22 protein-coding genes and 3 pseudogenes are annotated in these 23,040 nt (G+C 33.6%); 12 read left to right on the top strand and 13 right to left on the bottom strand.

What is annotated here, in order from left to right:
* Positions 1 to 213: 213 nt before the first annotated feature.
* Complete coding sequence (locus tag HSISS3_RS01875) at positions 214 to 1,308, top strand: Abi family protein (protein WP_021151515.1); 1,095 nt, start codon at positions 214 to 216, stop codon at positions 1,306 to 1,308.
* A gap of 206 nt (positions 1,309 to 1,514) precedes the next feature.
* On the opposite strand, the pseudogene HSISS3_RS01870 reads toward HSISS3_RS01875, so the two are convergent.
* Positions 1,515 to 2,501, bottom strand: a pseudogene (locus tag HSISS3_RS01870) (phage tail tip lysozyme); the annotation flags it as partial.
* Positions 2,502 to 2,965: 464 nt separating this feature from the next.
* Between HSISS3_RS01870 and HSISS3_RS01865 the strand changes: the two are divergent.
* Positions 2,966 to 4,174, top strand: coding sequence for an ATP-binding protein (locus tag HSISS3_RS01865; protein WP_021151513.1), 1,209 nt, complete (start codon positions 2,966 to 2,968; stop codon positions 4,172 to 4,174).
* A gap of 179 nt (positions 4,175 to 4,353) precedes the next feature.
* On the opposite strand, the gene HSISS3_RS01860 is transcribed toward HSISS3_RS01865, so the two are convergent.
* Positions 4,354 to 4,971: an SAP domain-containing protein gene (locus HSISS3_RS01860; RefSeq protein WP_021151512.1), complete on the bottom strand. Its 618-nt coding sequence runs from the start codon at positions 4,969 to 4,971 to the stop codon at positions 4,354 to 4,356.
* 693 nt (positions 4,972 to 5,664) lie between these two features.
* Between HSISS3_RS01860 and HSISS3_RS01855 the strand changes: the two genes are divergently transcribed.
* From HSISS3_RS01855 to HSISS3_RS01845, 3 genes and pseudogenes are all read left to right on the top strand, one after another.
* Positions 5,665 to 7,803 carry a peptide cleavage/export ABC transporter gene (locus HSISS3_RS01855; protein ID WP_021151511.1) on the top strand — a complete coding sequence of 713 codons (2,139 nt, stop codon included), beginning with the start codon at positions 5,665 to 5,667 and terminating at the stop codon, positions 7,801 to 7,803.
* A gap of 10 nt (positions 7,804 to 7,813) precedes the next feature.
* The gene (locus HSISS3_RS01850) at positions 7,814 to 9,019 is read left to right on the top strand and encodes an HlyD family efflux transporter periplasmic adaptor subunit (RefSeq protein ID WP_021151510.1); all 1,206 of its coding nucleotides are present in this window, start codon (positions 7,814 to 7,816) and stop codon (positions 9,017 to 9,019) included.
* A 231-nt stretch (positions 9,020 to 9,250) separates the two neighbouring features.
* Positions 9,251 to 9,472, top strand: a pseudogene (locus HSISS3_RS01845) (IS110 family transposase); the annotation flags it as partial.
* A 224-nt stretch (positions 9,473 to 9,696) separates the two neighbouring features.
* On the opposite strand, the gene HSISS3_RS01840 reads toward HSISS3_RS01845, so the two are convergent.
* Genes HSISS3_RS01840 through HSISS3_RS01825 form a run of 4 tightly spaced genes read right to left on the bottom strand, consistent with a single transcriptional unit; the run spans position 9,697 to position 11,947 of the window.
* Positions 9,697 to 10,446, bottom strand: a complete 750-nt coding sequence (locus HSISS3_RS01840; RefSeq protein ID WP_021151509.1) for a LytR/AlgR family response regulator transcription factor — start codon at positions 10,444 to 10,446, stop codon at positions 9,697 to 9,699.
* An 11-nt stretch (positions 10,447 to 10,457) separates the two neighbouring features.
* Entirely contained in the window at positions 10,458 to 11,411 is a 954-nt protein-coding gene (locus tag HSISS3_RS01835) for a sensor histidine kinase (RefSeq protein ID WP_003094496.1), read from the bottom strand.
* 2 nt (positions 11,412 to 11,413) lie between these two features.
* Complete coding sequence (locus HSISS3_RS01830) at positions 11,414 to 11,782, bottom strand: hypothetical protein (protein WP_042771729.1); 369 nt, start codon at positions 11,780 to 11,782, stop codon at positions 11,414 to 11,416.
* A 3-nt stretch (positions 11,783 to 11,785) separates the two neighbouring features.
* Entirely contained in the window at positions 11,786 to 11,947 is a 162-nt protein-coding gene (locus HSISS3_RS01825; RefSeq protein ID WP_003094124.1) for a bacteriocin, read from the bottom strand.
* 415 nt (positions 11,948 to 12,362) lie between these two features.
* On the opposite strand from HSISS3_RS01825, the gene HSISS3_RS11380 reads away from it, so the two are divergent.
* The 3 genes from HSISS3_RS11380 to HSISS3_RS01810 all read left to right on the top strand — a co-directional run bounded on the left by HSISS3_RS11380 (position 12,363) and on the right by HSISS3_RS01810 (position 14,113).
* Positions 12,363 to 12,467, top strand: a complete 105-nt coding sequence (locus HSISS3_RS11380) for a helix-turn-helix domain-containing protein (RefSeq protein WP_125411941.1) — start codon at positions 12,363 to 12,365, stop codon at positions 12,465 to 12,467.
* Between the two features lie 169 nt (positions 12,468 to 12,636).
* Positions 12,637 to 13,062, top strand: a complete 426-nt coding sequence (locus tag HSISS3_RS11375) for an IS3 family transposase (RefSeq protein ID WP_003094345.1) — start codon at positions 12,637 to 12,639, stop codon at positions 13,060 to 13,062.
* Between the two features lie 823 nt (positions 13,063 to 13,885).
* The gene (locus tag HSISS3_RS01810; RefSeq protein WP_021151506.1) at positions 13,886 to 14,113 is read left to right on the top strand and encodes a Blp family class II bacteriocin; all 228 of its coding nucleotides are present in this window, start codon (positions 13,886 to 13,888) and stop codon (positions 14,111 to 14,113) included.
* A gap of 685 nt (positions 14,114 to 14,798) precedes the next feature.
* On the opposite strand, the pseudogene HSISS3_RS12075 reads toward HSISS3_RS01810, so the two are convergent.
* Positions 14,799 to 14,982, bottom strand: a pseudogene (locus tag HSISS3_RS12075) (transposase); the annotation flags it as partial.
* 114 nt (positions 14,983 to 15,096) lie between these two features.
* Here HSISS3_RS12075 and HSISS3_RS01805 point away from each other — a divergent pair.
* From HSISS3_RS01805 to HSISS3_RS01795, 3 genes are all read left to right on the top strand, one after another.
* The gene (locus HSISS3_RS01805) at positions 15,097 to 15,318 is read left to right on the top strand and encodes a garvicin Q family class II bacteriocin (RefSeq protein WP_021151505.1); all 222 of its coding nucleotides are present in this window, start codon (positions 15,097 to 15,099) and stop codon (positions 15,316 to 15,318) included.
* A gap of 74 nt (positions 15,319 to 15,392) precedes the next feature.
* Complete coding sequence (locus HSISS3_RS01800) at positions 15,393 to 15,656, top strand: bacteriocin immunity protein (RefSeq protein WP_051176068.1); 264 nt, start codon at positions 15,393 to 15,395, stop codon at positions 15,654 to 15,656.
* Between the two features lie 605 nt (positions 15,657 to 16,261).
* Positions 16,262 to 17,218 carry an LPXTG cell wall anchor domain-containing protein gene (locus HSISS3_RS01795; RefSeq protein ID WP_021151503.1) on the top strand — a complete coding sequence of 319 codons (957 nt, stop codon included), beginning with the start codon at positions 16,262 to 16,264 and terminating at the stop codon, positions 17,216 to 17,218.
* 729 nt (positions 17,219 to 17,947) lie between these two features.
* Here HSISS3_RS01795 and HSISS3_RS01785 read toward each other — a convergent pair.
* The 6 genes from HSISS3_RS01785 to HSISS3_RS01760 form a co-directional block, all read right to left on the bottom strand.
* On the bottom strand, positions 17,948 to 18,352 hold the full coding sequence (locus HSISS3_RS01785) for a hypothetical protein (RefSeq protein WP_042771724.1): 405 nt from the start codon (positions 18,350 to 18,352) through the stop codon (positions 17,948 to 17,950).
* Positions 18,343 to 19,032 carry a hypothetical protein gene (locus tag HSISS3_RS01780; RefSeq protein WP_021151502.1) on the bottom strand — a complete coding sequence of 230 codons (690 nt, stop codon included), beginning with the start codon at positions 19,030 to 19,032 and terminating at the stop codon, positions 18,343 to 18,345. Before HSISS3_RS01780 ends, HSISS3_RS01785 begins: the two co-directional genes overlap by 10 nt.
* Positions 19,026 to 19,658: a hypothetical protein gene (locus HSISS3_RS01775; protein ID WP_021151501.1), complete on the bottom strand. Its 633-nt coding sequence runs from the start codon at positions 19,656 to 19,658 to the stop codon at positions 19,026 to 19,028. The genes HSISS3_RS01780 and HSISS3_RS01775 overlap by 7 nt, the downstream gene beginning before the upstream one ends.
* Positions 19,658 to 20,455: a thioredoxin family protein gene (locus tag HSISS3_RS01770; RefSeq protein WP_021151500.1), complete on the bottom strand. Its 798-nt coding sequence runs from the start codon at positions 20,453 to 20,455 to the stop codon at positions 19,658 to 19,660. Before HSISS3_RS01770 ends, HSISS3_RS01775 begins: the two co-directional genes overlap by 1 nt.
* 72 nt (positions 20,456 to 20,527) lie before the next feature.
* Complete coding sequence (locus tag HSISS3_RS01765; protein ID WP_021151499.1) at positions 20,528 to 20,890, bottom strand: hypothetical protein; 363 nt, start codon at positions 20,888 to 20,890, stop codon at positions 20,528 to 20,530.
* 17 nt (positions 20,891 to 20,907) lie between these two features.
* On the bottom strand, positions 20,908 to 21,816 hold the full coding sequence (locus tag HSISS3_RS01760; protein ID WP_021151498.1) for a replication-relaxation family protein: 909 nt from the start codon (positions 21,814 to 21,816) through the stop codon (positions 20,908 to 20,910).
* A gap of 1,038 nt (positions 21,817 to 22,854) precedes the next feature.
* Here HSISS3_RS01760 and HSISS3_RS12165 point away from each other — a divergent pair.
* Positions 22,855 to 23,022 (top strand): hypothetical protein, encoded by a 168-nt coding sequence (locus HSISS3_RS12165; protein WP_021151497.1) that lies wholly within the window; start codon positions 22,855 to 22,857, stop codon positions 23,020 to 23,022.
* Positions 23,023 to 23,040 lie beyond the last annotated feature (18 nt).

Raw genomic sequence — 23,040 nt, 5'->3', positions numbered from 1 at the left:
CCCGACCTTCTTGCCTCGGCTTCCGGTTAGGCTATCTGGTATTTACAAGGTTATTCATAATTACCTTGAAGGTTCCTAAATAAACCTTTTTAGCTATTATAATATTATTTATCGTTTGAGGCAAGGAATCAAGCACTACATGATGAATTGTGATTAAAAAATATTTAATTATGATATACTTAAAGACAAGATATTATGGATATGGAGTAACACATGGCTATTAAACAAAGCGAAGGGCGTCATTCTTTAAAACAAAAATTACATGAAAGAAAATTGTATTTTGAAGATAAAGAACTTGATGATGCCCTAATAAAATATAATTACTTTAATTTATTTAATGGAATTGAAAACCTTTTACTCTCTAGTAGAAATCCCAAACGATTCAATAAAGTTACATTAGATGACTTTATTACAATTTATAAATTTAATAAAAAATTGGCGACTACAATTCTGGAGATTTTAGATAATATTGAATCAAAATTAAAAAATTCAGTAGCACACCATTTCACACAAACTTATTGTCTAACAATAAGTGATACTATGAACTATACCTTAAAATCAAATTATATAGACCCAAAAAATAGTCAATTTGCTAACAACTATCCCTTTGTAAATTACCAAAACAAAAGGATCTATGACGAATTTGATAATTTTATCCTTTTTAAACCTTTTTATCTTACAAAATTAATCAACGAAAACGACCACATTGACTATCGGTTTTATACAGATTCACGTTATACTAGCCAAAGAGGTCAGACAACTTTTCGTACAGGCCAAGCTCCAAATTATACCTATCATACTCACGTTGCAGTACCTTTTTGGGTCGCAATTGAAACACTGACCTTAGGAGAGGTGATCTGTCTACTACATTACTTAGATCCTTACGTACTAAATAAGGTAATGGAAGACTTTAATATGCCATTATTTTATCGAAATGAATTTTTAAATATGTTTGATATTATTAAATCACTTCGAAATTTTTGTGCCCACGGTTCATTAGTATATCGCTACCAATCTCCAAAATATATTAAGTTAAATGCGAACTTGGTTTCATTATTTAATTTAACACCATCTGAAACAGGTACACCTCCTTCAGCCCTATCTTTATTTGACACTCTACAGATTGTCAATTATTTTGAAAGTACTAAACCATTAAAGAAACATATCAATTCAATTATTTATAGAAACAATAAACATTTCAAATCACCTGATTTTGACTTGAATACTCGTTTATTGACACGAATGGGGAATCCGAATTTAAAAGACTGGAAAAAATTTATTTTTATGGACTCACAATATCATTTTTAAATAAAGCTAAATAAATTTGCTTTCTCTGTTGACATCTGTATCCAAATATACTAGAATAGCTATAGAAAATAGAATTGCTCTTAAGAGCGTTGGAGAATATCAACCTTATATTTTCCTCGAAAAAGTCCCCCTTGGTTTGACTACCAAGGGGGACTTTTGGTTTTACATAAGATGAGATATAACTAGGTGTTTCTGTCCTCCTGCTTCTATTTCGTCGTATAAGCAAAACTCATGGTACTATCCACTCCTAATAATTTTCGGAAGGTGTAGTTTGGATTACCGTTATAATTCGTTTCTGATATGAGAAATGAACCATCCGGGTAAACTTTTTCAATGAATGCTACATGCCCGTATGCTGTTGGTGTTCCATGTGCTCCTCCCGCAAAGGAAATGATAGCGCCCGCTTTTGGTGTTGTCCCTGTTTCTCCACCAAGGCTTGTGGCAGTCCGTACCCAATCTTGACCATTACCTATGTTACTGATAATAGGGAGTTTATCGCCACTTCGGCCTTTGAGTTTCAAGCCTAATTGGTTAATCCGAGAGGCAACTCCCCAGGTACATTGACCATAAGCATAACCCATGCCATCACCACCACCAGGTACAGAATTCTCATAAAGGTCACCTCTGACGGCTTCAAGTGCTTTTGAATCACTTTGAGAGGTTCCTCCATTTGGTTGGCTAAAGCCTTTTTCAATTTGGTAATACCACTCCGTTGCTCGTGTTTGACCTTCTAGGAGTTTATCGCCTGAATTGCCTTCCCAATAAATGAGAAAGAGTTGCGTCAGACTAGCTGGGCTTCCACTATTTTTAAAGAAGTCTTTCAACCAATTGGTGTAATAGGGATTATCCCCATGAAGCATAAAGTCAAGTTGTAGACCAAAGTCATACCACTTTTGATGTTTGCTTTTGGCATACTCTAAAAGAAGTGTGTGACGGCGAGACCCGTCAGCCGTATCTGTCCATTGACCTAACCCTAAGCCACGTTTTAGGATATTAGGGTATCTGCCATTATAGATAGATGGTCCACCTAGTAATAACCACCCCTCATCATCCCAAGAGGATTCTGTTGCCCCAACAGGAGGATTGAGATAGTCTCCTTCTGCTCGTTTGGGATTGATAGACGACTCTACCGACCAGTTTCCTAAAATCGCTGCGATGGCTTGATTGGTTACACCTTGTTTTTTGAGGTACTCCGAATTTAAATCTAATTTAACTAAATTAGATTTCATATACAAATAGACTAAAATTCAATTTGGTACAAATAAAAATTTTCGTAAAACCTGGTTTTTTCTACATTATGATATTTATGGTAAATTATCACTAAAATTAAGTACTTTTGAGAGATAAATCCTCAATTTTTACATATATAATCCTTTTAAAAATCAAGAGGTTATCAAAGGGTTATCAAAAATATCATGTTTTCAGATCTTATGTAATTGAGAAATACGAACTACCGTATCACAAAGATGATGTACAGTTTAACAACAAATATACAGTTTCTTCGTGCCAGTGCAATTTCTTTTTCTATCCTGAAGATATTCAAATAGCCCCAGATATTATTTCTAAATACTTAGAAATGATTAAATAAATCAAACATTATTTCTAAATATTTGAAAATAATTACTATTTATATTATACTGTCTTTGAGGTAACTATTATGAACTATATTAAAAGACCACATTATTTAGACTTTTTAAGAAGACATCGTGACCGACAAATCATCAAAGTTGTGAGCGGAGTTAGGCGAGCTGGTAAATCTGTACTTTTTCAACTCTATAAAGAGGAATTACTAGCAACTGGGGTAGACAAGGAGCAGATTATATCCATCAATTTCGAAGATTTGAGTTACTATGAACTGCGACATTTTCAAACATTATTTACTTATATAAAAGAGCGGTTAGTTGAAGAGAAAACATACTATATCTTTTTAGATGAAATTCAACATGTTGAAAAATTTGAACTGGTAGCAGATAGTCTATTCATCTTACCAAATGTAGACCTCTATTTGACTGGATCTAATGCCTACTTTATGAGTAGCCAATTAGCAACAAACTTGACTGGGCGTTATGTTGAGATAGAGGTTCTTCCTTTGTCATTTGAAGAATACCTATCAGGTCAATCTCTCTCTGAGAATCTGAATACAACAAAAATTTTTAACAATTATCTATTTAGTGCTTTCCCTTACTTATTGCAAACATCATCTTACGCTGAAAAAATTGACTATCTCAGAGGAATATATAACTCAATACTGTTAAACGATATTGTAACTAGATTGGGAAATCCAAATCCTACTATTATTGAGCGCATTGTCCGAACCCTTCTCAGTAGTACAGGTAGCTTAATATCAACAAATAAGATTCGCAATACCCTAGTCAGTCAAAATGTTTCCATATCCCATAATACTTTGGAAAATTATTTGACAACTTTGACAGATAGTTTACTTTTTTATTCCGTTCCACGTTTTGATGTAAAAGGTAGAGCATTATTGCAACGCTTAGAAAAATATTATCCCGTTGATTTAGGATTACGGCATCTCTTATTACCAGACCACAAAGAAGACATTGGGCATATCTTGGAAAATATTGTATATTTAGAATTGAGACGTAGATATTCACAAGTATATGTTGGTAATTTAGATAAGTATGAGGTTGATTTTGTTGTTGTAACTGATGTTGGTCACTACGCTTATTATCAGGTCAGTGAAACAACACTTGCTCCAGAAACACTAGACAGAGAACTTAGACCACTAGAAGCCATTAAAGATCAATTCCCAAAATATCTATTAACAATGGATACGATTCAGCCAACAGCAAATTACAATGGTATTGAGAAGAAAAATATCATAGATTGGTTACTAGAAAAGTAGATAGGCACTGAACACATAAATTGAGACGCAAAAATAACACTCCTGTTGAGCTCTAGTGAAACTATGAACAGGAGTGTTTTATTATGACCGAAAAAGATTATTCAGTAGAAACGAAAAAAGCTTGATTTATTTCTATCGTCTTTAATACTTTATATTCCGTTCGACAAACTTGAAGTTGTTTACTTACAGTACTCCTCTATTTTGTAGCTATATTCTTTTAGAAGTCCCCGTGAATAGATTTTTTTATTTTTTGAATCTCTAACTTCTTTCCAAAGGATAGCCGCAACTTTTAACTTGTTGGAGTAATGATTGCTAAATTCATCCGCACAAAAGTCTTTTAGAAATTGATTCCATTGGCAAGCTGAATTATCATACTTGGCGTAGTCTGACTCTCCATAGTATATTTTAATCATATCTTGGATTGTAAAATTTATGTTGTTGTCCCGTTTTACTTTTCGCCAAGCTGTTGCCATATCAGCATTAAATTTAAACGGATTAACACCTGTTACAGCTGAAAAATAATCACGAAATTTCTGATTAAAGGAAAACCCACATTCAAGTAATGATGTATTTAGGGTTATTATTTCGGTTTGATTTTTGTTTTTTTTCCTCAAAAATTTTTCTACTCTATTTCCCTTAAAATATTGTTCTATAATATGATTTAATTCTTTTTTTGTACATCTGTATTCTAATCCAAGGTACTTACAAATTTGTGAAAGCTCTTCTCGATACCAGTAGTATCTGTTAAATTCTTCAAATGATTTTATATCTCTAAAATCAGGTCTGTTTTCTTCCAAATGCTCACCTCTACAACTCCAAATTTATCTTATTATACCATAGGTAATAAAAGTCATCCCCTAGCTAATTTGTCATATAGACCTAGTATTTCATATATCATAGTATGCCATTGTCCTGTTTCATTTCATTCATCACTGCTTCTGTCACTCCTAACCTATAGTTCATATTAATTATTAGTCTAATTTTACTATACAATAAAACATACTACTATACCATAAGTCAGTCGTTCTCTAATTATAGGGGGTGTGACACCCCCTAAGTCCATTGTATCCTATCTCATAAATTGGTATAATTTTCTTGTAGTTCGATGAAACTACACTCGAAAACTAATCCTTTCTGTCTCTAATCCTCCTAATAGAAATAGAGACTCCTAATCAATCCCGTTCACATCATAATCTCCTATAAACCCAGATGTGAACAAACCTCCTTTACAACTAGGGCCATCGCTCTAGTTTTTTTGTGTTTAAAAGTTACATGATGTCCTACTCACGCGCGTGCTGAAAAAAAAGTGATAGGCTATTCTACCCATCACTTGTTGTATGAATTTTACCCAAACAAATAAACGTGTCCATAAAATCATACTAACATCAGTCTCCCTTTTAGGAATAAAAATATACTGTTTAGGCAAACATTCCCTAATTTATATCTTATTATGGCATAATTAATTAAATTACCTAAAAAGGAAATAATGTATGAAACGGTATGCTTATGTTGCTCAAATGGATATGCGTGACTGTGGTGTCGCTGCCCTTGCCTCCATTGCCAAACACTACGGTTCTGACTTCTCACTAGCTCATCTTCGAGAACTTGCAAAAACGACAAAAGAGGGTACTACTGCCCTAGGTATTACTGAAGCTGCCAAAAAAATGGGATTTGAAACCAAGGCAATTAAGGCAAATATGGAATTGTTTGATATGACGGATATTCCTTATCCGTTCATTGTCCATGTCAATAAAGAAAGGAAATTGCAACATTTTTATGTTGTTTATAAAGCTAAGAAAGATTATCTGATTATTGGTGATCCAGATCCGAGTGTAAAAGTTACTAAAATGTCTAAGGAGCGCTTTAAGCAGGAATGGACAGGTGTTGCTATTTTCTTAGCACCAGCTCCTAGTTACAAGCCACACAAGGATAAGAAAAACGGTCTTTTAAGTTTTCTCCCTTTAATCATAAAGCAAAAAACACTAATTACCTATATTGTTTTAGCTAGCTTGCTTGTCACTTTGGTCAATATTGTTGGTTCTTATTATTTACAGGGAATTTTGGATGTGTACATTCCTAATAATATGAAATCAACTCTAGGCATTATTTCTCTAGGACTTGTCATCACCTATATCCTGCAGCAGCTCATGGCATTCTCCCAGTCCTATCTATTAAGAGTGCTTAGCCAACGACTGACAATAGATGTCATTTTATCCTACATCCGCCATATCTTTACACTACCTATGTCTTTCTTTGCAACGAGGAGAACCGGGGAGATTATCTCTCGTTTTACAGATGCTAACTCCATCATAGATGCTTTGGCTTCAACTATCCTATCCCTCTTTCTAGATGTTAGTATCGTTTTTATTGTCGGTAGTGTACTAGTGCTTCAAAATATACGGCTATTTCTTTTGACACTCGTAGCTTTACCGATTTATACAGTCATTATTTTTGCATTTCTCAAGCCTTTTGAAAAGATGAACCATGATGTGATGCAAAGTAATGCCATGGTTAGCTCAGCTATCATAGAGGATATCAATGGTATTGAAACGATTAAATCGCTAACTAGTGAGGAATTGCGTTACCAAAAAATTGATAGCGAGTTTGTTGATTATCTCGATAAATCTTTTAAACTAAGCAAATATGAAAATATCCAAACTTCATTAAAGCACGGTGCTCAACTCATTTTAAATGTTGCTATTTTATGGTTCGGGGCTAGCTTAGTGATGGATAGTAAAATCTCAATCGGTCAACTCGTCACTTACAATACTTTGCTATCTTATTTTACAAATCCTATTGAAAATATTATTAATCTTCAAACAAAGTTGCAATCTGCTAAGGTTGCTAATAAACGTCTTAATGAAGTTTATCTCGTTGCTTCTGAATTTGAAGGCACAACTAGTATGACGTCAAAACTTTCTGGTAACATCACTTTTCATGATGTGTCTTACAGATATGGATTTGGGACCTACACTCTAAGTGACCTCAATTTAACTATAAAACAAGGAGAAAAAGTCAGTTTAGTTGGAATCAGTGGTTCTGGTAAAACGACACTTGCAAAGATGATTGTAAACTTTTATGAGCCTAACCAAGGCAATATTCGACTGGGTAATATGGATTTGAAAATGATTGATAAAAAGCAACTCCGTCAGTACATTAACTACCTTCCACAACAATCATATATTTTTTCAGGATCTATTTTAGACAATCTCACCTTAGGAGCAAGTCCAGACATTACTCAAGAAGATATCCTTATGGCTTGTCAAATTGCGGAAATTCGAGCAGATATTGAAGCTATGCCCCTTGGTTATCAGACAGAACTATCTGATGGAGCTGGCTTATCAGGTGGACAGAAACAACGCTTAGCTTTAGCACGTGCTTTACTAACCCAAGCTCCTATTTTGATTCTTGATGAGGCTACAAGCGGTCTAGATGTTTTAACAGAGAAAAAAGTCATCAATAATCTGATGCAGCTAACAGATAAAACAATTATTTTTGTCGCACATAGACTAAGTATCGCTAAACAGGTTGACCGTGTTATTGTCCTTGACAAAGGAAAATTAATTGAAGAAGGTAGTCACCAAGAATTGATCAATAAACAAGGCTTCTACTACCATTTATTCAAGTAAGGAGAGTTTTATGAACAACCACTTATTTCAATCAGCGGAGTTCTACCAACGTCGTTATCATAACTTTGCTACTATACTCGTGCTACCTTTGACGCTACTGGTCTTATTCATTGTATTATTTTCTTTGTTTGCTCATACAGAAATAACGGTAACAAGTACTGGGGAAATCACGCCAACAAAAGTAATCGAGGTTATTCAATCTACTAGTAATAATATTATCTCAACTAACAATCTTAAAGATAATAAGACAGTAAAAAAAGGAGACCTTCTCGTTAAATACTCTGATAAGCTCGAAGCTTCTCAGAGTAATAGTATTCAGCAGCAAATAGATAGAGATGATAGACAAGCTGCTGCTTTAGAGACGTTAATTAACAGTTTAAAACAAGGGACGAATCTTTTCGGAGATAATGATGAATTTGGCTACTCTAGCACAATCAATGCATTTTTAAACCAAGCGATTACTATTACTAGCCAAGTTAATCAAGCCAATGTCACAGTTGCAAAGCAAGAGGAAAGTGTGAATAAAGCTAATTCTAGTATTCCTAAACAAATAACAGAACTACAAACACAGGTCAACCAATATCAAGAACCACAATCAGACATTGACAATCTTAATCTGAAGCTTTCTAGTAATGTAACCACTGGAACTTACGATAATAGCGCTTCTTCACAAATAGAGACACTGCGAAATCAGCAAGTATCACAAGCTCAAGAACAGCTTAATCAAGTCAATAAAGACAAAGAAAGTCTTCAAGCCCAACTTGAACAAGCTAATATCAGAAAAGAAGCAACTAGCCTGTACGCTAACTCAAATGGTGTCCTACATCTCAATAGTCAAATCAAAGGCGAATCTTATATACCTCAAGGAACTGTTATTGGACAAATTTATCCTAATCTTTCTGAAGCTAAAAATGTAGCCATAACATACTATGTCAACTCAAACTATATCAACCAATTGAAAAAACAACAAACTGTAAGATTTACACTAAATACCGTTGGAAAAACTCCTACAGTTATAAAAGGAGAGATTGTCTCACTAGATAAAGCTGCAACAGAAACAAAAAACGGTAACTTCTTCAAAGTCACCGCTAAAGTCAATGTAACATCACAAGATAGAGAACATCTTACCTATGGTATGCAGGGAAAAGTAGTGAGTGTTATCGCTAAAAAAACTTTCTTCAACTACTTTAAAGATAAATTATTGAATAACAATTGAATCCTTATCGTTACGTTTTTTATCGGCTCTATAATTTCTGTAGTGGGTAAAACCACTGTAGAGATTATAGAGCTTTTTGAATGCAGACAAAAAGTCCCATAAGAACTATAATGAAAAGCAACCAAACCATCATTAGGAAGAACTTATGAGACTTATTAAGAATACCACAGAATTAATCGGAATTAAAGACCCTAACATCATTATTTCTCTTGTTTTTGAAACTGATACTCATATGCCAGAAAAATCTTGTTCAAGTGCATTCACAATATCGCTTCAGCTAGCCATACCAATCCTTGCCATATCTCAGATTTCTATGAGAAACGAAAAAGACAATCGCAGACAACTTCAACTAAGCCTCATACGATTGCCTCTATACATCGCCTTATTAGGACAATGTATTATCTTATAATACATAATAAACTTTACGACTATACTTTAGCCCAAAGTCATTAAAGTCGTCTATGCCCTATAATTCTAACACCTTGTTTCAAACAATACCAGATGAGGTGTTTTTTTAGCATGCCCATTTATGGATCAAAAAGTGTTAAAAATAAGACAGTAACCTCAGAATAGCTACTGTCTTATCTCTTTTTTTACTTAAAGTCTTGATAGACTTGACAAATGGTAGAAAGGAGCCGTTATACAGAACACAGTCTTTATTTAGTATTTATTTCTAATTATAAAATTCCCAATTCTTTCATACGTATTTTTAAGGTCTTTAAACGTAATCGTGACACAGGACAAGTGGTTCCCTCAAAAAACATCACTTCCTTCGTCTTTGAGTCATAACTAGCAATATTTTGAACATTAACAATAGCTGATCGGTCAACACGTTGAAAATGGTTCTTCGTATCCAATTGCAAAATTTCAGACAAGCTACCATAAAACTCTTTGATAAACTCACTAGTATAAATGACTAAGCGATGCGATTTTACAGAAGTTTGAATAAAAAGAATGTCTGAAATGGGAATGTTGATGCCTGGTCTTCCTTGATAACTATAATGTAAAATTTCCTCATGCTTATTCGTCTGTCCATGTTTTAAAACCTGCTCTAAGCATTGTTTGACACGTGCTCGATAATCTTTCTCAGGTAGGTCTTTTGTGATAAAATCAAGTGCTGAGACATGATTTTTAAAGACTAAAGGCATAGCTTCTGAAAGAGTTGTCGTAAAAATAATAACAGCATAGGGATTTATTTCTCTAATAGTTTTTGCTATTTGAAATCCTTTGTCTCTATCTCCATCAATCTCCAAATCAAGGAAGTAAACTTGGTTGACAGCTTCCTTTTGTTTATAGTCTTCAAACTCCTCTAATGTTGTAGCGCACTCAACATAAATATGAAGGTTCAAGTTTTTTGCAACATCATAAAGCGCTGATTCTAGTCGCAACTGATGATGAATATTGTCCTCTAAAACAATGATACGCATACTCCACTCCTTTACTGAATCGTCATTATCTGAGTAAAGTCCTCTTGACCGACTTTCGTCTCTAAACTTAATTGAGGATAATCTCCCAATAATTTTTTGAGATTATACAAGCCCAATCCTCTATCGTCTCCCTTACTTGATACACCTTTTTCCCAAATACGACGTTTATTTAAAGGTATTTTTGAACGTGTATTATAAATCATAACTGTTATAACATTATTTTTATTTGTTATAGCAACCTCAACGAGAGGTTTATCAGCTTCTTGCGCTGCTTCAACTGCATTTGTTAGAAGGATTGATAATATCCTAATCATATCAAGCATAGAAATATCAACAACTGGAATATGCCCTGGTACATCACACTTGAAAGTGACGCCTTGTTTTTCAGCTTCTAACATCGCTTTAGCAAGAGCATTTCTAAAAGCCAAATCATCAATATTTTTCAAATCAAAGGCAGAATAGTCTAACTTTTGAAGATTTGCATTTGTGGTTAGCAAAACATCTTTGTAAACTAACTCTATCTCATTAATATTTCTTTCTTGGATAACTGGAGCTAGACTGGCTATAATACCAGCAAAATCATGTCTAAATCCTCGAATTTCATCATATAAACTACCAAGCTTATTAACAAACTGATTAAGCTCTTTGTTCTCATCCTCTCGTCGTTTAATCTCTTGATGAACCATGTAAGTATTTTGTTGAGATTTAAGATATTGAGCGACATATAAAAAGAGCAGCAGGTGAACCAAGGAAATGGTTGAACCAAACGTATTAATAAGAAATGCATGGTTTCCCATGATAATAGTCCACATAGTCATGGAAAGAAGTAAAGCAATAAAGATAATATTAGCTTTACAGACTATCTTTTTAAAATCATCTTTTTCTAGCAGATCAAACCTAAGGTCTATATTTTTTAAGACAAGAATGAGACAAAATAAAGGAACCAGATATTCGACAAAACTCACAGCTAAAAAAAATAAAAAAACAAATGATAAAGACTATCCAAATCAATAATCTTAGTCATGACACTGCGAAAAAAGCGATGGAAAGTGTCATAACTAAGTACTATAAAAGCTGCATTAAAAAAGGAAAACGCTCTATTCTTTTTATTAGCCAGACGAAAAAGGATATAAAAATAGGCAATAAAAAGAAATGGTTCAAAAAAGTAGGGTAAATTGACAGCAACAAGGTAAATAGGAAAAAATAAAAGCCAATAAACTTTACCAATACTACAGCCCAGTTGCTTACAGGTAGCGTAAAACGGCAGATAAGCCATCAAAAGCATCTCAAGAATATTTAGTACCGTTATGAGCGCTACAAACACATAAGGTAACATTTACTATCCTATTCTCCCTTTTCCCCTACAATTAGTCAAATCACAAAAGAAATGATTGATATCATTGAAAATCGACATTCCTCCACCTTGAACAGTGGCTAATTCTTCATTCTTTAATACTTCAAAGTGCTTTTCTTCTGCTTTACGATGGTTTCCATTTAACATAAGATTTTCCTCTCTCCCAATCATTTTATTGTAAATATCATAAATGATCAATATGAAATAATTTTTTAGGAAATACCATTATTCTGTTATCACCTAAAAATACCCTTTATTCACGATAAAACTTTATTACAAATTCTAATCATCATAATAATACAACCTCTCAATATATATGAGCTTTTTATTCAATTATACCACAATAATCTTATTTTAATGAATTATTAATTGAAATGTCGATTTTTGTTCCTTAACTAAATTTATTCTAACTTTATTGCAAGCTTTTTATCATGTTCGTGCAAAGATACCTCCATGATATCATCTTTTCTTCATTTACATCTAAAACCATAAAGTATTGATGTTAGTATGATTTTATGGACACGTTTTGGTAGACTAGTATCTAACCAAAGGAGATGTCCAAATGAGCCAAAAATATACCAAAGAGTTCAAGGAAACAATTGTTCAATTGCATGAAGCAGGACAGCCTATTTCAGATCTAGTCAAAGAGTACGGAGTTGCCAACTAAACTATATACAAATGACTTCAGCTATACGGGAAATCTAAAAATCAAAATGTATCCCTTCATGAACTCCAACAAATGCGCAAAGAGATGGCTAAAATGAAGGAGGAAAATGAAATCTTAAAAAAGCCTTGAAGTTCTTTGCGAAGAAATAAAAGATTCTACTATCTTCCAAATGATTGATCATCTTTATGCTAGTCATCAGTTTTCTATCAAGGTGATGTGTCGCTTATTCCAAGTTTCACGGTTTAGCTACTACGCCTTTAAAAGCCACCAACCAAGCCAACGAGATCAAGAAAATAAACTTCTTAAAAAGGAGATTATGATCTCTTATCTTGCTTCTTCTAAGCGATATGGTGCTCCAAAGATCCATAAAGATTTATTGGAAAAGGGATACCAGATTTCCGAAAAGAGAGTACAAAAACTGATGACTGAATTAAATATTCGTTCGATCGTTAGAAAGAAATACCGACCTGCTTCATTGTCAAAACAAGAAGCAAAAGAATACCCCAATTTGTTAAAACGTGATTTTTCAACAGATAAAATCAATCAAAAGTGGGTAACTGATATGACATATATTTACACACTTTCGGATGGCTGATGTTATTTATCAAGTATTTTAGATCTTCATTCTCGAAAAATTATTGCTTGGAGACTTTCCAGACAGATGGAAACACGACTCGTTATAGAAACACTACAAGATTCCTTAAGTACGCGAACTGTAGCAGATGGGCTTATCCTTCACTCAGATAGAGGGAGTCAATATACAAGTAAGGAATACAATGATTATCTTGAACACCACAGTATTCGACACTCCTATAGTGCCAAGGGATGCCCATATGACAATAGTTGTATAGAGTCGTTTCACGCTACGATTAAAAAGGAGTGTATTTACGCCAAAACTAATGTTGGTTATAAAGATTTTCAGACCTGTTACAATAGTATTTTTAAGTATATTGAAGGTTTTTATAATTCGAGGAGACGTCACAGCAAACTGAACTATATTTGTCCGAATGAATTTGAAAAACAAAATGCTTAGTTAATAGCACTCCTTCTACGAGCTTATAAAATTCATTTTATGATCTCGTAGAAGAGCGCTAGCCTTCAAACTTTCCTCCCAAAATGTGTCCAAAATATTGACAGAATTCCAGACAGAGACGTACTGTTATAAATTTTAAAGTAGAAAAATTAGAAAATGTACAAGTATAACGGGAAATGATAGATACAGAATGTATAATAAGAAATCAGATATAAATACTTAATATTATTGTAATTACAGTATATAATATCTCTGTTGATATAGGAGTATCATACATTTTAGGCTTTATTGATATCATTTCAGGAATTATCATAGAATGTAAACGTTTTTACGATATACTATAAATGTCTCGAGATAAAGCAATTTTATTTAGGAGGTATTCGTTATGAATGCAGTGTTAAATCAATTTGAAGTTATGGATGATATTAAGCTTTCTTCTGTTGAAGGTGGTGGATGGGCAAGATGCGCCCTAGGAACGGCTGGTTCCGCTGGTTTAGGATTCTTAACTGGATCTGGGGCTGGTACCTTTACTTTTCCTATTGTTGGAACTATATCTGGCGGTGCAATTGGCGGATGGTCTGGCGGCGCAGTTGGTATCGCAACTTTTTGTTAAATTTTTCAACTAATGAAAATATTAAGTGTTTTTATAAAAAATATACTTCTTATATTTTTTATAATACTAGGTTGTATCAATATATTTAAAGACCAGACCATTTTCTTGAAAACTTTAAATATAATTGGGCTATTTGGATTTGTCATAATTGCTTTTAGAGTATTTAGTAAAAATAGAAACTAATTCATACTCTAGAGTATAATCGTACTTTACGATGAATATTATATGATAATCAGAAACAATGAGCAGTGATGGACTTCTGTAATTTTAAAGTCTGTCATTGCTTTTTTATTTTATTAGCGAGTCAAAATAATAAAGTATTCTTCTCCTTCCTCTGTAAGGTTCACATAAAGAGATCGAACAGAAAGTATTAGTATTTACACATGAATGGTTAACCTAATATTTTTAGAGCATGTTCATGACCACATAGGTAAAGACACTTCAGTGTAAACGTTTTTGTGACATATTGAGTATGCCAGAGTTGCAACGAGACAAACTAAAATGAAAAGGAGATATTGACTATGATGACAGCAATGGAACAAAATGTATAATAAGAAATCAGATATAAATACTTAATATTATTGTAATTACAGTATATAATATCTCTGTTCTTATTTAAGATTCTATAGTTTTGATATTTAGTACAAGATGAGTATAACTGTAACATTACGATGGTTATTATTAACTATAGTGGGTTGATAAAAACTATGTAAGAGAGAACGAGATTCGTTCTCTCTTTATGTGTTCAAAGTGATGAGAATCTTAATTTTAAAGTTTTTGAAGTTACGAAATCCGAAAACCTACTGTTTGATGTCCTTGATAAGTTTATTGGTAGCTTCCAGTTTAGTGTTGAAATAAAAAGTGTCAATCAAGACCTAATTATAACATTTTAGGCAAAAACGTAAAATAATAGAAAGCTTGTGCTATACTTATCCCATCTTAAGAAATAGCTTAAGATAAAAATAAAAAAGGAGACAATAGTAATGAATACTATTAAAGACTTTAAAAGTCTAAACACTGACGTATTAGCTACTGTTGAGGGTGGCGTTTGTAGACCTGTTTTATATGGAGCAAATGGCTATGGTTGTCTAGATACTAGGACTCATCAATGGCGTTATGTCGTTACCACTGGAAATGTTCAAGCAACTGTTAACACAGTTGTTAATGGCTGGATGAGGTATGGACCATGGATTCCTCGTCCATAATTAAAGGTTGATCACTTACATAAGGGGACCATAAGCAGATGATAAGCACACATAGTAATAAAAAAGAAGTTAAATTGACAAAATTGCTTGATGATTGTCTTGATTCTAAATTGTCTCAGTCTGAAAGGGTGATTTTACAAAAAGCTAAAAGTGATTTAGAAAAAAAGAGTTCTTATTTTCCACGAATTGTAGCTGATTTGGAATCTTCACTTCGTCCTTTGGCAATTAATCAAAAGTTATCAGATAGTGTAAAGCTCCTCTATATGACAATTACTAGTCATGAATATAAAAATAAAGGACTTGGAATCGGTTTGATGAGTATTGGACAATGGTTGTGAGTTTATTTTAGATAAAAGAGCTATTCTCCATTTGTTGAGTGCGAACTTTATTTTATTCCAATATTATGAATTAGTTGACAATAACTTAAACTAATGGGATAGTAAGGCTGGTTAGTGTCATAAAGCGAAATGCAAACGTTTGAGACTATAGTAAGTCTTATTATATTAAAAGTTTCAAGCTGAGCTTGTTCAATGGTTGTGAAATGAGCATCATTGACAAGCTCTCTTTTGATGTCTTATTTTCTTTCTAGATAATTCTCGAAATCATACTCTAGTATATTTATTGAGAGCTTTGGTAGTATGAACGATAAATCCTTCTTTAGGTAATACCTTCTCGCTTAGAAACATTTATGTACAAGATTGAGACGCATTAATGAGAAAAGGTCGACAGTTAGAGTATCTATATTTGTAGTATCTTCCCTTAGCAAAGAATTCTAACTGATGAGGTTGTGTTCTGCCCCATTTATGATTAATCTTTGTTTTTTTTGCCCAAAAAGCACCTTTTGGGCAAAAAACTATACCTTTTAGGAAAAGAAGAAAAAAGAGAGTTTCTTTTATGATATAGTCTTAAGACAGGAAACTTAAAAAGTGAAAGGATGATAACTATGATCAAAAAGCAACTAAAACAGATAACAGTGTTAACAAGTATCTTATTTATAGCTAACTTTCCAAATGTTTTAGCAGATGAAACCAGTTCTATAGATCAAAAAACAGCGATTATAACTGAGGATACGGTTGGTCAAAATAATTCAACCGTTGATGAAATACCAGAAATTACTGAATCCACAGATAGTTTTACACAAGTACCCGCAGTCGTTTCTGAAGAGGCCACAAGTACTAATATGGAAACACCTGTTGCTGAAGAAGCGTCCGATATAGAAGCTGAAGCTGCTCCAGAAGTTACACAAGAGCAGTATCAAGAAAATGTAGAGAACTTAACTAAAGTTTCTATCAATGATGTATATCAAATGTTTACCCCTGATGAGAATAAACATCTTCTTTATGTTGGGCGTCCAACTTGTTATTACTGTCGCCAATTTTCACCAGAGTTGAAAAAATTAAATCAATTAACACCAGTTGAATACTACAATACAGATGGTGAAGATTTTGATAAGAATGCAAGTGATTTTCTTTTCGGTACTGTGGGTATCCCTGGAACACCAACTCTTATTCGTCTTGAAAATGGACAAGCTATCTCTGGCTGGGTTGGCGGCGGCGGAGCCGATGATATTTATCGCTATATGTTTAAAGATCTAGATAAAAAAAGTAGTGAGGTAGCTTTTACTGAGAGTAACGTAGGCAACAGCGAACAAGAAAAGCAACTCCCTAGCGTTGGAGAAAAAACCGAAGCTACTAACAAAAATACAGGTGTTAGCTATACTACTTTATCAATAACGCCTACATCTTCAAATGAAAAATCTATTGGTACGGCAATAGTTGCGCAGTCAAATAATCTTCCTAAAACGGGAGATAAGAAAGATTATTTGACAATTATTGGAGGTATTATGTTGCTGATAGTCTATGGACTACTTAAGAAAATTGATAAAAAGTATATCAGTTAACAAATAATCACTTGTTTTCAAGGGAGATCAAATGAACTTTCTATCACTTAAGACAAATTCTAGAGTTTATCAGTTTGCTCTTGAAGATATTTATTACATTAAGACAATCAAGGAGCATAAAATTGAAGTGGTAACGATTGATTGGTCTTATTCATTTTCTTCAATACTTATATTGAAAAGTGTAGGAGGTAACCATTATGAACAAAGTTTATTTTAAGAGATAAATTGTAAAACATAGTGCAACAAAAACTCTAAGCAGGCTCTGCCTGCTTAGAGTTTTTTGTGTTTAAAAGTTACACGATGTCCTACTCACGCGCGTGCTGAAAAAAAGTGATAGGCTATTCTACCCATCACTTGTTGTATGAATGGGGCCTTAAGGGATAGCTAGATGAACTTAGCAGCTCTCACTTACTAATTCAGACACGCAGAACAAACAACTCAATTTTACATACAAAAAAAGCGTAGGAGAATTTCCTACACTTCACGCTATGTTGAAATTTCACAGCGTTTCCATTAATCCTCAATGAGGTGATAACATGGAAAATGTGATTTTAATACTGTTATTATACTAAAAGTTTAATTCTTTATCAATAAAAAACATAAATATCTTTATATTTTGTGGTAGTGTAAAATAAGTTGTGTAAACACAAAAAGGAATAAATCCATTATAGTAGAGTTGCGAAACAATAGCAGCATCTTGAACCTCTCTACCATACCTATTAATTTTGCTCAAATCACTTTCACTAACAGACCGGTATTTGGGTGTTTTCTTGACTTTAAGCCACTTTTTATGCTAATATTTATATAGCGAGAGGATACGGTAGGACGTCTGGTAACAGAGCGTTCAAAGGTATCAGTTTCTGGTACGGGTGCGGTGCTACCTTCAGCTTCGAGCTGTAAAGAACCCTTACTGACATTGGTCCTCTCTTTTTTTATTTGCTCCTGACTATGTTCAGGAGCTTTTTTTGTATCCTCAATTTGATTGTGTAATCCTTGATTGGTTTCTGTTGCTGGTAATGTCTTTTCTTCCTCTTGTATCTCTTGGTTGTCAAACTTACTAGCTTTTAATACATCATTCCAATCCTGTTTAATTTCTCCAGGTTTTTCAGGAGGAAGATCTGCAACTAATCCCACTCCCTTCTCTCCCTCCGATGCTCTCTTAAAAGTACTTCACCAAATTGTACCCCACTATCCTCACTGACTCGTGCCTGGCAATCGACACAATACAATTCTCTAGCCAATCGCTGTTGTCGCCCACCTACATAGACCACCTCATCCATTCCAGGCAACATATAAGGTAGCATGGTATCAACCAGCTCATCAAAATGTGATTCATCGTTACTTAAAAAGAAACGTGCAGGATGGTCACTATTTTCAAAATCTCCAATGCCCACAAGACTATCATCTTCTGTCAAGAGATAGTAATAAGCAGCTGTGAGGTCTTCTGTGTATCGAAAGAATAAATGTGATTCATGACAAAATGGGCATGTTTTATACTTATGGCCAATGACTGATTTTAACCAACGTACAAGCAAATCCGATAAAGAAGCTTTGATACCCTTAAACCAGAACAAGATATTGGGTAGAATAAAACCAACAATTATAGGAATAACGGTTAGATTATTATCCACTACCAAAAGATAAAACTGGGACATGGCTGTTAATCGCAGGAACCAGACAATAGTATTAAGGAAGATCAGATTCGTGCCACTCAAAAAAGTACTGACTACTGTAGACTCTTTATTCTTCACAAAAGTAAGAGTGACACACTTGATAGCAAACATAACTACAAACAAAATGATATAGGCTAACATTCACTTACCTCATTTTCAAAATCAGTAAATTCAGAAGCTACTTCTCCTAAAAGAGAGATTAACTTAAAAGCACCCAAGGTATTATCTTGACTCAAGTTCGTAAGCATACGGTCAAGGGTTTTTAGACAACGTTTCTTCTCTGAGAGTTTCCGTCTATCCAATAAAGCACTATCTTCTAAGTCTTCTGTGTTACTAGAGGAACGTAGTTCATTTAGATCATAAATATCCCCAACGTCCAGTACTGACAATTTTCGAAGCACCCTAGAAACAACTAATGAAGAATAATTCTGCGCGTGCTCTAGAAGTTCAGCAGACTCTTTCAAATTTTGAATAATGGTGTCTCTTTTGGCAAGTTCTTCCTCATCTAAAAGTAAAGCATCCAGTGGGAAAAGTTGTTCCACGATTGTCTTTTGACCTGATACGACAGAGTTACTTTGTCTCAAACCAGTGCTAGGGACAAAATGCTTTCCGTCTACAACTATAAGTCTCTTTCCTAACCACTTGTCAACAATACAACGCTCACTAGACACTACAATACCATCCATACGTGTTCTCTGAATAGCAACCTCGTCACCTGCTTTTAGGTTGGCAATCCACTCTGAAATGTCTTTTTTTGATAAATACATTATTTTGTTTTCTCCTTTGCGACTGATACGATATCACGAATAGCATCCTCATCAAGACGAGGTGCAGCATGCTTCCCACTTGCCATTCGTTCAATCCGTTTGGACCATCCACCAGAATTCTTATCCTTATGATAAATAACTACTGTTGCTGCTTTTTCTACCCCCATAGCTTCAGCTAAATTCTTACCACTTTCATCAAGAACATTGACATAGATAATCTTGTTTCGTTCTTTTTTAGTTAAGCTCTTGTTGAGTACTGGAATTGATTTTTGACAGTAAGGGCAATCAGGTCTAAAGAACACATATATCTCTGAAGCTGTATTCTTCTTATAAGGAAAAATGACATTATCTTTCTTAAAGTAATCAAGTTGGTTTGATGTAATCCTCGTTGCGTGGAAACTTTGTTGTGTGAGTTCTTGGTCAAAAACTGAAGTAACCATACGATTGCTATAACTATATTCATTCTTAAAATTAGAAGTAAAACCTATCAGAATTACTGGTAACATAAATAACCCAAGAACAACTTTAGTCGATGTAAACTGATGAGCATGGTCCACACCTTGATATACGATATAAAAGGTCGTAAGAACCCAAGGTAAGATAATTCCAAAAAGCAAACCAAACCAATCAAATGGAAATGCATAGACCACCTTATGGTTCACTACAACTACCATCAAAATAGATAATATCACAAGGACCGCATAGCTAATATACCAACCCTTGTAAAGTGGATTATCCTTTAATTTTGGGAATGCATCACAGAGGGACTGCCAAGCAGATTCAATTTTTATTTTCATTAATTATCGTTACCTTTCAATCTTTTTTTATAGCCAAGAGAATGATGACATGTTGCAGTTGCTGCGCGTGATTTAATCTTTTTTTGCTGATAAGAAGGCATCAACCTTCTTGATAACCTCGTTGTGTGGAACAAATAACGTATAGAGTGTTGGGATGATTAATACGGTTTGTAAAATCATTTCCAGCACATTATTCAGTGTTAGCGAATGCCATGATAGGAAAAAAGTAACTACCGTAAACAAGTACAAAATAAAATATGTAACAAGAACTAGCCAAGCAATCGTTAAGAAAATAAAGTAGTTGATTTTACCGATAACTTCATCACTTACTAGGGCCAATCCTTTCAAAAGTCGTGGTCTTTTTACTACGATTACAACTACAAGCGAAACAACTAACCATACAAGTCTTCTTCCTAAGTATTCCAAATAATCCATTCACAAACTCCTTTACTCTATCTATAAACAATAATGAAATAATCATCAAAAGGGAGTTTGATTTTTTCTGGTAGAACTTCTTTTGAAAATACAATGATCATATGTTCATACTCTATTGAGAATTCTTCATAGAGACTAGTTAAGTGTGGAATCAAGTCATTTTTGATATATGCCATAGGTATCATAGGGTACTCTTTCAATTCCCAGGAGTCAGTTTCAACAACAGCTGATAACTGGAATTTATCATCATCTAAAGGTTCTGATATCTCCTTTACAAGATAATCTATTTTATGTAGTTCAGAAAAATCATAAGCCTCGCAATCACACCAATCTTTATGATTTGAAAACAGCTTTTCTTGAATGATTTCGACAATAACGTCAGAAGCATTTGTTGTTGTTTGACTGAACAAAGAAATACTTTTACGCTTTAACATGTCATGTCCAGTTACACCTTCAACCTCGACCTCATTTACATATTCCAAAAAGTTCATTAAACGTTTAGATACTTGCGTATTATCTTTACGGCTATTCTCGAAAACGAAAAATAAACTAGAATTTTCAAATGCTGGTTCTTCTGCGTAACCAAATATTTTAGAAAGTAGAATTGTTTGACGTTCTGTTGCTCGGTCATACTCAATAAAAAAAGGGTTATCGTTCACAAATACAACAGCATCAGGAACCATTAAAAGATTAACCCGACTAATAGGAAATACGACTTGTATGTTAAGGTCGTAAACAGACTTGTCTTGTTTTTTTAAGAAAAGCTTGTTTAAGATTTTAGCAACTAATCGTCTGGTCTCTAGATCATGAATATTTACGGTTTGAGGTTTCCCTCCTAAAAGATTATTACTGACAATGCTATATACTGACCTATCATATTCTGTCGTTGTCGTCAGCAACCGAATTTTATCAATCCCCTTAATCATAGTAAGCAACCAGGTACTAAAACCTTTGTTCAGATAATATATTTTTCTCTTACCGCTTCTAGCATCCGAACATGCTGAAATAGGATGATTAACCTTTCCAACAAGACGATAAAACCATGAATTAGGAGTTTTGGATTTTCGTGTTACTGCGGTATAAATGAGGTCAACGATTTCCTTATCAAAATAACCAAACCTTAGTAAGTGGTAAAAGATAATGAGCTCCTCTTCTGAAAACGACAGTGAGATCTTTTGATTTTTTGAAACAAAATAAGTAGCTATTTTATTTCTCTGGGTGTAATGAATTTTATTTTTTTATTTGAAATAAACGAGGTAAAATCTCTATTTTTTATATCTTGCATTTTGTAGTTCTAAAATAGTCAATCAATAGGGTATATAGTCTAGTCTTTTTTCGAAGAGTGCAGCTATTACTTTTAAAGTCGTGTTATGCCTTTACTATTGCCTTACACAAGTATTCTCTTATACCCGTAAAATGCTGATTGATACTTTCATCTCCTCTCATTCATATAATCGTAGTATGTTGCTATAACGATAACCCTATAAAATAAAGTTGATTCTAGCTATACAATGCTCGCTATTTACTCATTTATAATTTACGTGTTTCTAATGTTACCTTTCAACCCCATAAATACAGGAAACTCTTAGACTATTGTTCTCTGTATACTTTCATTCATAAAATCTGGGTATTACATAACACTCGCAACAACCGGTTTTATTAGGTTTTAAGTACTTATAAACTACAACTAGGATTCATTTATAATAGGTCGCTATAGTGTTCAGTATACCCAAGAATAGATTATTTTCAAGGGAGTGACATGGGTTGACTTTTAATGTTTTCACTCTATACTATTAGATATAATTAATAATTAAGGAGCAAATTATGGTAGGAAAAAACAAAAAACTGAATCAGATTTTATTAAGGAACTTGAAGCTTTAGAACAACAAAAGAGAGAAGCTACAGAGCAACTTAAAGCCTATCTAAAATCACAAACAGATAAACTAGGGCAAATCTATTTTGAATTGAAAAAACTAGAAAATCCAGATTTATCTATTGATGAGTTGGTTGTTGAAACACAAAATAAGGTTAAAGAAGTAAAGAAAGAAATTAAGCAAAGAAAAGCAGAAGAAAAAGAAAGAAAGTATGCTGAGAAAACTAACAAAGAAACGTATAATGACTCTAAAAATTAGAACAAAAGCAACGGAAAT

Source organism: Streptococcus sp. HSISS3, from assembly GCF_000448605.1.
In the GTDB taxonomy this organism is placed as follows: Bacteria; Bacillota; Bacilli; order Lactobacillales; family Streptococcaceae; genus Streptococcus; species Streptococcus raffinosi.
This window is presented reverse-complemented; position numbering and strand designations above follow the sequence as displayed.